The organism is Ensifer sp. LC384, assembly GCF_001695865.1.
Lineage (GTDB): Bacteria > Pseudomonadota > Alphaproteobacteria > Rhizobiales > Rhizobiaceae > Ensifer.
On sequence record NZ_MBST01000008.1, the window covers coordinates 224754 to 237584 of the forward strand.

General features: G+C 60.6%; 11 protein-coding genes and 1 pseudogene. 10 read left to right on the plus strand and 2 right to left on the minus strand.

Features of this window, described 5'->3' with window-relative positions:
* Positions 1–77 precede the first annotated feature (77 nt).
* From BC363_RS09915 to BC363_RS09930, 4 genes are read left to right on the plus strand one after another with little or no spacing between them, the layout of a single operon-like run.
* Positions 78–1190 (plus strand): efflux RND transporter periplasmic adaptor subunit, encoded by a 1113-nt coding sequence (locus BC363_RS09915; protein ID WP_065785410.1) that lies wholly within the window; start codon positions 78–80, stop codon positions 1188–1190.
* The gene (locus tag BC363_RS09920) at positions 1190–4303 is read left to right on the plus strand and encodes an efflux RND transporter permease subunit (RefSeq protein ID WP_065785409.1); all 3114 of its coding nucleotides are present in this window, start codon (positions 1190–1192) and stop codon (positions 4301–4303) included. The genes BC363_RS09915 and BC363_RS09920 overlap by 1 nt, the downstream gene beginning before the upstream one ends.
* Positions 4304–4308: 5 nt before the next feature.
* Positions 4309–5109 (plus strand): TetR/AcrR family transcriptional regulator, encoded by an 801-nt coding sequence (locus BC363_RS09925; protein WP_141690270.1) that lies wholly within the window; start codon positions 4309–4311, stop codon positions 5107–5109.
* Positions 5110–5154: 45 nt separating this feature from the next.
* Positions 5155–5988, plus strand: a complete 834-nt coding sequence (locus BC363_RS09930; protein WP_065785408.1) for an SDR family oxidoreductase — start codon at positions 5155–5157, stop codon at positions 5986–5988.
* A 135-nt stretch (positions 5989–6123) separates the two neighbouring features.
* Here BC363_RS09930 and BC363_RS09935 read toward each other — a convergent pair whose 3' ends face one another.
* On the minus strand, positions 6124–7119 hold the full coding sequence (locus BC363_RS09935) for a LacI family DNA-binding transcriptional regulator (RefSeq protein ID WP_065785407.1): 996 nt from the start codon (positions 7117–7119) through the stop codon (positions 6124–6126).
* 181 nt (positions 7120–7300) lie between these two features.
* On the opposite strand from BC363_RS09935, the gene BC363_RS09940 reads away from it, so the two are divergent.
* The 6 genes from BC363_RS09940 to BC363_RS09965 all read left to right on the plus strand — a co-directional run bounded on the left by BC363_RS09940 (position 7301) and on the right by BC363_RS09965 (position 12509).
* Positions 7301–8251 (plus strand): sugar ABC transporter substrate-binding protein, encoded by a 951-nt coding sequence (locus BC363_RS09940; protein ID WP_065785406.1) that lies wholly within the window; start codon positions 7301–7303, stop codon positions 8249–8251.
* A gap of 118 nt (positions 8252–8369) precedes the next feature.
* The gene (locus BC363_RS09945) at positions 8370–9491 is read left to right on the plus strand and encodes an ABC transporter permease (protein WP_065785405.1); all 1122 of its coding nucleotides are present in this window, start codon (positions 8370–8372) and stop codon (positions 9489–9491) included.
* On the plus strand, positions 9491–10279 hold the full coding sequence (locus BC363_RS09950) for an ATP-binding cassette domain-containing protein (RefSeq protein ID WP_065785404.1): 789 nt from the start codon (positions 9491–9493) through the stop codon (positions 10277–10279). Before BC363_RS09945 ends, BC363_RS09950 begins: the two co-directional genes overlap by 1 nt.
* Before the next feature lie 81 nt (positions 10280–10360).
* Entirely contained in the window at positions 10361–11155 is a 795-nt protein-coding gene (locus BC363_RS09955; protein WP_065785403.1) for a hydroxypyruvate isomerase family protein, read from the plus strand.
* A 29-nt stretch (positions 11156–11184) separates the two neighbouring features.
* On the plus strand, positions 11185–12204 hold the full coding sequence (locus BC363_RS09960) for a Gfo/Idh/MocA family oxidoreductase (protein WP_065785402.1): 1020 nt from the start codon (positions 11185–11187) through the stop codon (positions 12202–12204).
* Positions 12205–12281: 77 nt separating this feature from the next.
* Positions 12282–12509: a transcriptional regulator gene (locus BC363_RS09965; RefSeq protein WP_244519832.1), complete on the plus strand. Its 228-nt coding sequence runs from the start codon at positions 12282–12284 to the stop codon at positions 12507–12509.
* Positions 12510–12645: 136 nt separating this feature from the next.
* On the opposite strand, the pseudogene BC363_RS33425 reads toward BC363_RS09965, so the two are convergent.
* A pseudogene (locus BC363_RS33425) lies at positions 12646–12831 on the minus strand (IS1595 family transposase); the annotation flags it as partial.

A 12831-nucleotide genomic window follows, 5' to 3' on the forward strand; every position in this document is an offset into this window, starting at 1 on the left:
CAGTTGACATCTATAATTCTTTTAGAGTTAGATTGCAATCTAAGAATTATGCCGCCACCGTCAAGAAGGCCAGTGTCATGAAGCGAAAAATCCTCCTCTCAACCGTGGCAGTGGTCGCCCTCGTCGGGGTCGCCGCTGCGATTTTGTTGCTCCCGCAGACGAACAAGGAAGCCGAGGCCGCGGATCCCCGCAGTCTGGCTCCGCTCGTCAGCGTGACGAAGGTCAAGACCCCCGACACAGCCAGCCGAAGCTTCACCGGCACAGTTGCTGCCCGGGTGCAAAGCGATCTCGGCTTTCGAGTCCCCGGAAAGATTGTCGAACGACTTGTCGGCCTTGGCGAAGAAGTCAAAGCCGGGCAGCCGCTGATGCGGGTTGACGACACCGACCTGCGTCTCGCTCTGTCGGCAAAGCGCAATGCCGTTGCTGCGACCAAGGCAACATTCATTCAGGTGCAGGCCGACGAGCGGCGGTATGCTGTCCTCGTCAAGAACGGCCTGGCAGCGTCTCCGCAGAGATACGAACAGTCGAAGGCAGCGCTCGATACCGCGACTGCCCAGCTCGCTGCGGCGGAAGCAGAAGCGAAGGTCGCCGAGAATGAGGCGGCCTATGCGGTTCTCGTCGCGGACGCGGATGGCACGATCGTTGAGACTTTGGGCGAGCCGGGGCAGGTGGTCTCAGCAGGCCAGCCGGTTGTCCGGCTGGCAAAGGCAGGACCTCGCGAGGCGCTCGTTTGGTTGCCTGAAAATCTCAGGCCTGAGATTGGTGCCGTAGCGCAGGCCACCATTTATGGCCGGAGCCCGGCCGAAAAGGCGGCGCTCAGGCAGATCTCCGATGCCGCCGATCCTCAAACCCGTACCTATGAAACGCGCTGGGTATTGCAGGGTTCTGCGGCGTCTGCGCCCTTGGGGGCAACCGTCACGATAAGCCTGCAGAACGAAGCGGCACAGTCCCATGCCGAGGTTCCCGTTGGCGCGCTTTTGGACGACGGCGCCCGCACAGGTGTCTGGGTTTTGGATGAGCAGAGTTCCAGCGTTCATTTCCGGGAAGTGAAGGTCGAGCGGATCGGCGAGGAGAAGGCCATCGTCTCGAACCTGACGGCCGGGGAAGCGATCGTTGCCCTTGGAGCGCATTTGCTTCGAGACGGCGCAAGCGTGCGCACCGGCGTGGAAAAAGCAGAGGTGGCAAACTGATGAGCTTCAATCTCTCCGCGCTTGCCGTCCGTGAGCGAGCCGTCACCCTGTTCTTCATCGTCCTGCTGGCCGCCGCCGGCGCCTATGCCTTTGTCAAGCTGGGCCGAGCCGAAGACCCGTCATTCACCATCAAGACGCTGACCGTTACGTCCGTTTGGCCGGGCGCGACCGCGCGCGAAATGCAGGATCTCGTTGCCGAACCGCTCGAAAAGCGCATCCAGGAACTCACCTGGTACGATCGTGTGGAAACAACCACGCGGCCGGGTTACGCCTTCCTGACGGTCACGCTCAAGGACAACACCCCGGCGTCGGCAGTCGAGGGGGAATTCTACCAGGCGCGCAAAAAACTCGGCGATGAAGCTCGAAATCTTCCCCCCGGCGTCATTGGTCCTTTTGTCAACGACGAATATTCCGACGTCAGCTTCGCCCTTTATGCCTTGAAAGCAAAGGGCATGGCGATGCGCGACCTCGTGCGACAGGCCGAGACGATCCGCCAGGACATGCTTCACGTTCCTGGCGTGAAAAAGATCAACATTCTCGGCGAGCAGCCGGAACAGATTTTCGTCGAGTTCTCCTATTCCAAGCTGGCAACCCTTGGGATCTCGGCGCAAGACATCGCCGCTGCCCTGCAACGGCGCAATACCGTGACCCCGGCGGGATCGATTGATACGCAGGGCCCCCAAGTTTTTATCCGATTCGATGGTGCATATGACAGCGTCGAATCGATTGCCGATACACCGATCGTCGCGGCCGGACGCGTCCTCAAGCTGTCGGACTTCGCCGAGGTGCGCCGCGGATATCAGGACCCGGCCACTTATGTCATTCGCCATGACGGCGAGCCCGCCATCATGCTTGGGGTGGTGATGCAGCAGGGCTGGAACGGGCTGGAACTCGGCAAGGCGCTGGAAGCGCGGTCCGCGACAATTGCGCAGAGCCTGCCGCTTGGTATAACACTGACGAAGGTCAGCGATCAGGCCGTCAACATCGACGCGGCGGTCGGCGAATTTATGCTCAAGTTCGCGATGGCCCTTGGCGTCGTTCTGTTCGTTAGCCTCGTCGCTCTCGGCTGGCGCGTCGGCATTGTGGTGGCACTTGCCGTGCCTCTGACGCTCGCAGTCGTCTTTCTTATCATGTTGGAAACCGGCCGGTTCTTCGACCGCATCACGCTTGGTGCCCTGATCCTGGCGCTCGGCCTGCTCGTCGACGATGCCATCATTGCTATCGAGGTCATGGTGGTGAAGATGGAAGAGGGCATGGACCGTATCAAGGCGGCCGCCTACGCCTGGAGCCATACAGCCGCCCCGATGCTGTCGGGCACACTCGTGACGATCATCGGTCTCATGCCAGTCGGCTTTGCCAAATCCACCGCCGGCGAATACGCCGGCAACATCTTCTGGGTCGTCGGGTTTGCTCTAATCGTATCCTGGATCGTCGCGGTGATCTTCACACCCTACCTCGGCGTCAAGATGCTCCCTGCAATCAAGCCGGTCGAGGGCGGTCACCACGCCATCTATAATACCCCGAACTACAAGCGCCTTCGCAGCGCGATCGAGTTTGCAGTCCGTCACAAATTCCTGACCTGCGGTCTCGTCGGCGTCGTGATGGCTGTCTCGGTCGTCGGCATGGGCTCCGTGAAGCAGCAGTTCTTCCCGACGTCGGATCGTCCGGAGGTTCTGGTGGAAGTGCGCCTGCCGGAAGGAACCAGCATCGAGACGACCACTGCAACGGTCGAGAAACTCGAAGGCTGGCTAAGGGAACAGCCTGAAACGGAAATCGCCACCAGCTACATCGGCCAGGGTGCGCCGCGCTTCTTCTTTGCAATGGCACCTGAACTGCCAGACCCGGCATTTGCAAAGATCGTCGTTCTGACTCCCGATGCGCATGGACGCGAAGCATTAAAGCATCGCCTGCGTGAGGCAGTTTCCAGCGGCTTGGCACCGGGAGCCTTTGTGCGGGTGACGCAGCTCGTCTTCGGCCCCTACACGCCGTTTCCTGTCGAGTTCCGCATCATGGGCCCGGATCCGGATGAGTTGTACCAAATCTCCGAACAAGCTCTTGCTATCATGAAGACCGTGCCGGACGTTCGTCAGGCGAGCCGCGACTGGGGTAATCGCACGCCTGTGTTGCGCTTCGTTCCCGATCAGGACCGGCTCAACCTTATTGGCCTTTCTCCCGCCGAGGCTGCCCAACAGATGCAGTTGCTGCTCAGCGGGGTGCCGATCACGCAAGTGCGCGAAGACATTCGTAACGTCCCCGTGGTTGCGCGGAGCGCCGGTGAAAACAGGCTCGATCCTTCGAGGCTGGCGGACTTCTCGCTGATGAGCAGGAATGGACGGCCGGTCCCGCTCGATCAGATCGGCCACTCCGAGATCCGCTTCGAAGAGCCGATCATGAAGCGCCGTGACCGCACTCCGGTCATCACCATCCGCTCTGACATCAACGAAGCGACCCAGCCGCCGGAAGTATCGCAGCAGGTTCTGAAGGCGCTTCAGCCGCTGATCGCCTCTTTGCCTGTGGGCTACCGCATCGAGATGGGCGGCAACATCGAGGAGTCACTGAAAGCAAACGTGGCACTCGTGCAGATTTTCCCGGCCATGATTGCCGCCATGCTCATCGTCATCATCCTTCAGGTACGTAGCCTGTCGACCATGACGATGGTGATGCTCACCGGGCCGCTCGGGCTCGCGGGTGCTGTTCCGGCTTTGCTTTTGTTCAATCAGCCCTTCGGGTTCAACGCCATCCTGGGCCTGATTGGCCTCGCTGGCATCCTCATGCGCAATACCTTGATCCTGACGGAACAAATCAAGGAGAACCAGGCGGCTGGTCTGGATGATTATCATGCGGTTATCGAAGCGACCGTGCAGAGAACAAGGCCCGTCATCCTGACCGCCCTTGCTGCCGTCCTCGCCTTTATTCCGCTGACGCACTCGGTCTTCTGGGGATCAATGGCCTACACGCTGATCGGCGGCACAGCCGTCGGAACGGTTATGATTCTGCTGTTTCTCCCAGCGCTTTACGCAACTTGGTTCCGCATCAAGCCGCCTAAGAGGGAGTCGCATCAGCAGTCCGGGGAGGAGGCTCCCAACCTTAAACTGGCGATTGCGGCGGAGTGACCCTCATGTCCAGTCTATGCACGCGCCTGGGCGACCCTGGGAAGGAAAAAGACAGCGGCTCAGCATCGATGACCCGGGACGCCCATTGGGCGTCCGGGGAACATAAGCCGAATAGTCAAGCGCTCGAGGTATTTTCCAGGAATTCGGACGGTGTGGTTTTGGCACGGTGGCGCAGGCTTATTCTGGATGTCGCGGAAGAGCACATTCGCCGTATCGGCCATCGCAAGACAACAGTTGCTGACATAGCGTTCAACCTGGGTGTAAGCCGAGCGAACGTGTACCGCTTTTTTCCCACGAGAGCGGCAATAAATGAGAGTGTTTGCGCCCAGATCGCCAACAGGACCCTCGACGTTGCGCGCGAAATCTCGAAAAAAGGCGCTCCAGCAGGCAGCAGGCTTGCTGGGATGTTTGCCGCTCTTCATCGACATACGCAGTTGCAACTGGCGGAAGAACGGCACAGTCACGAGCTTTTCGTCGCCGCCATAGAGGGCAAGTGGGAAGTCGCAAAGTGGTACTTCGATGAAATGACGAGGATATTTGAAGCGACCATTCGTGAGGGCTTGGAGGCCGGGGAACTTAAAAGCGGTGATGCGGGTGATGCTGCTCGGTGCGTCATGGCAGCGATTGTCTCGTTCGTTCACCCGGGCCTCATAGAGCAACGGATTGGCGGTGGTGAGGATGTGGAGGATGAGCTCGAAGCTCAGACCCGCTTCGTATTGTGGGCCCTGGAGAACGTACCTGGGCCGCCCCTCGGCGTTCGGGAGTTTGTCCAACAACACGCCCACGTATATCGCGCAGAAACCTGATGGCAGTTGCGGGAGGCATGGCCCAGTTAATTGAAAGGAAAACAGATGCAACACACCGCTGATACGGGAACACAAATCTCCGCTGTTGAAAACTTGGATGCCCCCTCGGGGAAACGGGCCCTCATCACAGGCGCATCAAGCGGCCCTGGGCTCGAATTTGCCGAGCTGCTGGCGGCGCAGAAGGTCAATCTCGTGCTCGCTGCCCGGCGAAGGGAGCCAATGGAAAAGCTCGCCGGGGACCTTCGCCGGAAACATGGCGTCGATATCCTTGTTGAGCCAATCGATCTCGCCGCGCCTGGAGCCGCTGCCCGTCTGAAAAGCAGCCTGGATGAGAGGGCGTTACAGATCGACATCCTGGTGAACAATGCCGGATACGGATTGCACGGCGAATTTCTGGAAACGCCGCTCGAGCGCACAACCGATATGATTCAGCTCAACATCACCGCGCTCACCGAGCTGAGCTATGTTTTCGGGCGAGACATGGCAGCCCGAGGATCCGGGCAGATCCTTCTCATTGCTAGTCTCTTGGCGTTCCAACCTGTTCCCACGTTTGCTGCTTACGCCGCGACGAAGTCTTATGTGCTGGCCTTTGGAGAAGCTCTGCACGACGAACTTCGTCCGCAAGGGGTGATCGTCACCAGTCTTTGCCCGGGGCATACCGAAACGGGATTCGATGCAGCAGCAGGCGCTCCCGTCTCGCCCATGCTGCGCTTTCTGACGATGAAGCCCCGCCCCGTCGCCGTGACCGGTCTCCGAGCGCTATCACAAGGGCAGGCGTCCGTGATTGCCGGGGTCATGAACAACATCGTTGCATTTTCAAATCGCCTGACGCCGCGTTCCATGCAGCGGGCGTCAATGAAGAGAATTCTGGGGCCATAGAAACGATACCGGTTGCCGCCTCGCACCCTGCCGATCAGGGCCCTGAGACATCATGGTTTCTCCTCAGAGGTAGGTATTTTGGACGCTGGGTGCTCGCCTACCTTGATAGACGAGGACCCCGCAAATGAAGGCGCCTTAAGTGGAGGTGCGGATCACGAGGGTGCCTGGCAGTGTCACCGTCTCAGGCTCCAGCCGACCCGCAATCATCCCAACGATGACCTGGATCATCTCCTGGCGCGGCTGCTCGTAGGTGGTGAGGCTGTAGGCGGGCGATCCGCAGAATTCGTAATTGTCGAAACCGACAACGGCGATGTCTTCGGGGATCCGCAAACCAAAACGGCTGCGGATCTCATCCATCGCGCCGAGCGCCAGGATGTCATTTTCGCACATCAGAACGTCGACCCGGTCGGCGCGGGCGGTCTGTTCGAGATAGCTGCGGACCGCTACGGCTCCGGCTTCTGCACTGTATTTTTCAGCTGAAAGGACCGCGATCTCGTCGACACCCTTCTGCTTCCAGAAGTCGGCGAAGTGCTGCCGTCGCCTCAGGGCGGTTGAGAGAGCTGTCGCGCCCGTCATGAAGCCGGGCCGGCGGTATCCCCTTTCGTGCAGATGATCGACGATCTCCCGCAGCGCCAGTTCGGCATCACACACAACGGCCGGCACGCCCTCGATCTGGCTATCTCTCGCGAGCACGAACATGGGCGGCGTCCCCCGGCCCAATTGCAGATCGCTCAGCGTCTCGCTGCGAAACGCCGTACCGAACAGGATGACGGCATCGACCTGGCGTTGGTCGGCGTGAAGCAGCGCGTGCACATGGTCAAAGTGGGTGTTGATATTGATCAGTACGGCGACGAGCCCCTCGGCCTGCAGTCTCTCGGTCAATGTTTCGAGGAAGGGCAACTTCTGAGGGTTGGAAAAGTCATCGACAAAGACGGCCACCTGATTGGTGGAATTCGTCGCGAGGCTGCGGGCAAGCAAGTTCGGCGAGTAGTTGAGCGCTGCGGCCGCTTCGAGAACCTTGCGCTTGCTTTCCTCGGCGATAGACGCGCCCGGAGTGAACGCCCGTATGACCGTCCACTTCGAAACACCTGCGGCATCCGCCACTTCTTTCGCCGTCGCCCGTTTGCGCATGGAGCCCCCTGTGAAATGGAATGTACATTCTATTCCTAATTTCAGATGAAATGAATGCTTGCTTTTAAATCATCTCTGCGTAATATGCACCCGTTTGCACCCGGTAGCAAAAGAATTGCACCCGGTAGCAATCGTTATTCTCGCCATCCTGTGGAGGGTTTGGCGACTGGAGGAGGAACAAATGAAATCCATTCTGAAGAAGCTCGCATTCGGCGCGGTCGTATTCGGCGTCGCCACCACAACCGCCATGAGCGCGAAAGCTCAGGAGCCCACGATTATCGCCGTGACGCATGGGCAGGCCTCCGATCCGTTCTGGTCAATCGTGAAGAACGGCATCATGCAGGCTGGCAAGGACAGCAACGTCCAGGTCGACTATCGCGCGCCCGAGACCTTCGACATGGTGGCGATGGCGCAGCTCATCGAAGCTGCCGTGAACCAGAACCCTGCCGGCATCGTGATTTCGAACCCGGATCCGGACGCGCTCGGTCCGGCAATCGAGAAGGCGGTTGCCGCGGGCATCCCGGTCATTTCGATGAACTCTGGCATCTCTGCAGCCGAAAAGCTTGGTATCAAGCTGCATGTTGGCCAGGACGAGCTTCCGGCTGGGATCAAAGTGGGCGCGAAGCTCAAGTCGCTCGGCCTCAAGCACGTGCTCTGCGTGAACCAGGAAGTTGGCAATGCCGCACTTGACCAGCGTTGCGCCGGCACGGAGCAGGGGTTTGAAGGTGGTAAGATGACGATCCTGCCGACCACCGCCGACCCGGCCGAGATCGAGGCAAAGATCCAGGCGGCACTCACTTCCGACCCGTCGATCGACCTGGTGCTCGGGTTGTCCGCCCCGCTCGTCGGCGAGCGCGCCGTCGTCGTCGTCGAGAAGATGGGTGTTGGCGACAAGGTAAAGGTTGCCTCCTATGACCTCTCGGCAGGCTTTCTCCAGTCCGTTGCCGACGGCAAGGCGCTGTTTGCGATCGATCAGCAGCCCTACCTGCAAGGCTATCTGCCGGTGACGTTCCTGGCACTCAATGCACGTTACGGAACCATTCCGGCCGGCAACGTGGCATCCGGTCCGAGCTTCGTCGAAAAGGATGCGGCCGCATCCGTTATCGAAAAATCCTCCCAGGGCATCCGCTAGGCGGATCCGTGGCAGCTCTCGCTCCGGCGGGAGCTGCCCTCATCGCCCGACCGCTCCGCGCACAGCGTGAACGGGACGGATCGCGCACGGATAACAACTATACTGCTGAGGTACGACCATGACCCTCGCCAACGAACAGAACGGGTCTGCTGCCAGATCCGACGAGCGGCTGAAGAAGGTATCGACATTAACCGGAATTCTACGACGTCCCGAGCTCGGCGCCGTCGCCGGCCTGGTGCTCGTAACCGTCTTTTTCCTGCTGACCGCGAACCCCGCCATGTTTACGTTGGCGGGCATCGTAAACTTCATGGCGCCGGCCGCCCAGCTCGGCATTCTCGCCGTCGGCGCGGCGCTCCTGATGATCGGCGGCGAGTTCGACCTGTCGATCGGATCGATGGTCGCCTTTGCCGGTCTTGTTTTTGGCACGGCGCTCGTCGTCTGGCAGGTGCCGTTGGGTGTGGCGATCCTCGTCGCCGTCGCCTTCGCGGTCTTCATCGGGGTGACGAACGCGCAGCTTACCATGCGCACAGGTCTCCCTTCGTTCATCGTTACGCTCGCCTTTCTTTTCATCCTTCGCGGCCTGACGCTCGTCGGCCTGAAATGGGCGAGCGGCGGCGCAACCCAACTTCGCGGCATGAAGGAAGCCGTGGCCGGCAGCCCGCTCGCACCGCTCTTCTCCGGCGACGCCTTTCCCAGCCTGTTCACCTGGCTTGCGGAGGCGGGCGTCATCGACACCTTCCCGAACGGCACGCCGAAGGTTCCGGGCATCCCGGTCGAGATCCTGTGGTTTGTCGCCATCGCACTCCTTGCCACGTGGGTGTTGTTGCGCACACGCTTTGGCAACTGGATCTTTGCAGCCGGCGGCGATCCGCGCGCTGCGCGTAAGTCGGGCGTGCCGGTTGCCAGGGTCAAGACGACGCTCTTCGTCGTCACCGCCCTTTGCGCCACGCTGGTCGCCATCCTGACTGTGCTCGACGCCGGCTCGACGGACGCCCGCCGCGGCTTTCAGAAGGAGTTCGAGGCGATCATCGCGGCGGTCATCGGCGGCTGCCTGCTGACCGGCGGCTACGGTTCGGCCATCGGCGCGTTCTTCGGATCGATCGTCTTCGGCATGGTGCTGATCGGTCTTACCTACACGTCGATCGACCAGGATTGGTACCTCGTTTTCCTCGGCGGCATGCTGCTGACCGCCGTCGTCTTCAACAACGTCATCCGCAAACGCGTCACGGGAGAACGCTGATGAGCACATCTCAGACGCCCCTCGTCGAGGTGAGGAACCTCGTCAAGCATTTCGGCTCGGTCATCGCCCTCAATGGCGTGTCCATGAATGTCTATCCGAACGAGGTGCTATGCCTGCTCGGCGACAACGGCGCCGGCAAATCGACCCTGATCAACACACTTGCCGGTGTGCACAAGCCGACCTCCGGCGACTTCCTCGTCGATGGCCAGCCCCGGGTGTTTTCCGGCCCGCGCGACGCTCTCGATGCCGGCATTGCCACGGTCTATCAGGACCTTGCGATGATCCCGCTGATGTCGGTGACCCGTAACTTCTTCATGGGGCGGGAGCCCTTGATCGGCTTCGGCCCCTTCAAGCGCATGAACATGGATGAGGCCGACAACGTCACCCGCGACGAGATGCACAAGATCGGCATCGACGTGCGCGACCCACAGCAGGCGGTCGGCACGCTTTCGGGCGGCGAGCGGCAGTGCGTGGCGATCGCCCGCGCGGTCTATTTCGGCGCAAAGGTGCTGATCCTCGACGAACCGACGTCGGCCCTCGGCGTGGCCCAGACCTCGATGGTGTTGAAGTACATCAACCAGGTCCGCGCCAAGGGCCTCGGCGTGATCTTCATCACCCACAATGTTCGCCACGCCTATGCGGTCGGCAACCGCTTCACGGTGCTCAATCGCGGCAAGACGCTCGGCACCTATACGAAGGACGCGATCGGCATCGACGAGCTCCAGCACCTGATGGCTGGCGGCAAGGAGTTGCAATCCCTGTCGGAAGAGCTCGGCGGAACGATCTGATCGAATTCACTTTCCAGTCTGTCGGTGCGCCGCCTTTCGCGCCGCTCCACCCATCGTCATGTCCAAAGTATGGAACCCACCATGAGTGTGCCCAAGACTTCTCCCTTCCCACTGGCAGCCTGCGCGGAAATGCTCTGGCGGGACAAACCGATCGAGTGGCGCGCGTCGCGCCTTAAGGAAATGGGTTTCGGCGTCGGCCTCTGGAACTGGCCGGAGCATGATCTCGATAAGCTGGAAGCGACCGGCGCAACCTTCACGATCATGAACGGCTACCTCACCGGTCGCCTCACGGATGACGAGGGTGCGGCGGTGCTTTTGAGAACAGCGCGCGAGACCGCGCAAGTCGGAAAGCGTCTCGGCGTCCAGCGGCTCAATCTTCACGGCACGGGCCTTGGAGACAGAGGCCTGCCGGTACAGCCCGTCGAGGTCGTCACGGGCGCCATGTGGCTGAAGGCACGCGACACGCTCTGCCGCGTCGTGGAGATGGCTGAAGAGGAAGGCGTCACCTTCACGCTCGAGAACCTCAACCTCCCGGTCGACCACCCTGGCGTCCCCTTCGGTCGCGCTGAAGACACTCTGGCGCTGGTCTCCAGCGTCAACCACCCGCGTCTTCGTCTCAATCTCGATCTCTACCACGCGCAGATTGGCGAGGGAAACCTGATCGAACTCTGCCGCAAGTGCCTGCCCTGGATTGGTGAGATCCAGGTGGCCGATGTGCCGGGTCGCTTTGAGCCCGGAACCGGCGAGGTCAACTGGAACGGCATCGCAAAAGCGCTGGACGCCATGGGCTATTCCGGCCCGGTCGGTATGGAGGCCTGGGCCGCCGGCGACCCTGAAGTGGCGCTCGACGCCTTTCGCGCAGCATTCACCATCTGACATTCTTAAACTTCGACAGGATCAAACCCATGCCCAAGAACAAACCCGTCAATGTCGGCCTCATCGGCGCCGGTCGCATCGGTTCCTTCCACGGTGAGACCGTCGCGCGTCGCCTCGTCGATGCCGAACTCGTCGCCATAGCGGATCCTGCACCAGGGGCTGCCGCCGCGCTCGCCGGCAAGCTCGACGTCGAAAGCTCCTACACCGACGTCACAGACCTCCTTGCCCGCCCGGATCTCGATGCCGTCATCATCGCCACACCGGCACGGTTCCACACCAATGTCCTCGTGCATGCGGCCGAGGCCGGCAAGGCGATCTTCTGCGAGAAGCCGATGGCGCTGACCCTTGAGGAGGCCGACCGGGCAATCGCTGCTGCTCGCGCCGCCGGTGTGCCACTCCAGGTTGGCTTCAACCGGCGTTGGGATCAAGCCTTCACGGAAGGACGTGCCGCGATCGATGCCGGCAAGATCGGGGCGCCGCAACTCCTGCGCTCGCTGACCCGCGATCCCGGTCCGTTTGGTGCCGACCCCGCCAAGATCCCGCAATGGACGATCTTCTACGAAACGCTGATCCACGATTTCGACACGCTGCTTTGGCTGAACCCGAATGCGAAGCCGATCGAGGTCATGGCCGTTGCCGACGCGCTTGTGCGGCCGGATTTCCGCGAAAAGGGCTTCCACGACACTGCGGTCGTCACTATCCGCTTCGACAACGGCTCGATTGCCGTCGCCGAGGCGAACTTCTGCGCAATGTATGGTTATGACATCCGTGGCGAGGTCTTCGGTTCCGGTGGCATGGTGACGATGGGGGACGTGCGCCGCTCAAGCATGACGCTGTTCGACAAGAACGGTACCTCCAACGATACCTGGCGTCGTGACACAGAGCACTTCGTTCACGGGTACACGGCGCAGCTTGCTTCCTTCGTGAGAGCCGTTCGTCGCGGCGAAATGACTGAAGGTCCGGGCGGGGCTGACGCGCGTAATGCACTCGCGATTGCCCTTGCCTGCATCGAGTCCGTCGAGAGGAAGGCGCCTGTATCGCTGAAATAAGAAACGACTTTGGAGACACGGTCATGAAAGCGAAAGAGGCGACGAGACGTCCTGGTGATGTAACGGAACTTAGGGGTATGTGCGCATGCAGGACTCTCAAACTTTCGAAGCAGCTTGAGCGGGTTGCCCGAACGGCACTGGCAAAGCCGGACCTTGTTGCCTTTGGCAGCGCCCGCTCGGTCGCGGTCGCCTGCTCCGTCTCACCGACTACGGTTACACGTCTAGCCACCGTCCTTGGCTTTGACAGCTTCCGTGATTTGAAGCTGTTTTTTCAGCAGCATTTGAGGAGGCTGTCTAACTCCTAGAGCGTGTGCACCGATGATGCGAAATGGTCGTGGATTTCCGCGGCCATTTCCGTTTGTGCGCCTTGGAAGAGCATCCGATTTTCGATGAATGTTCTCGTTCTGGACGTCCAAAGTCGCATAATGTATCGGGCCTTTATCAACCAAAGACAGCGACTGCTGATTTGACGATGATCCCACCATCCGGACTTCTGCGCATTTGACGGCCGGTAGCAGCGCGAAAGACCTGCAGCAATTGCAGCGCCGGCGGTACCCGTGACCACATTGTTTTCATGCGTTCCACGCCATTTCGGCTTTTGCGCACAGCCTGGCCAGTCACAATGCG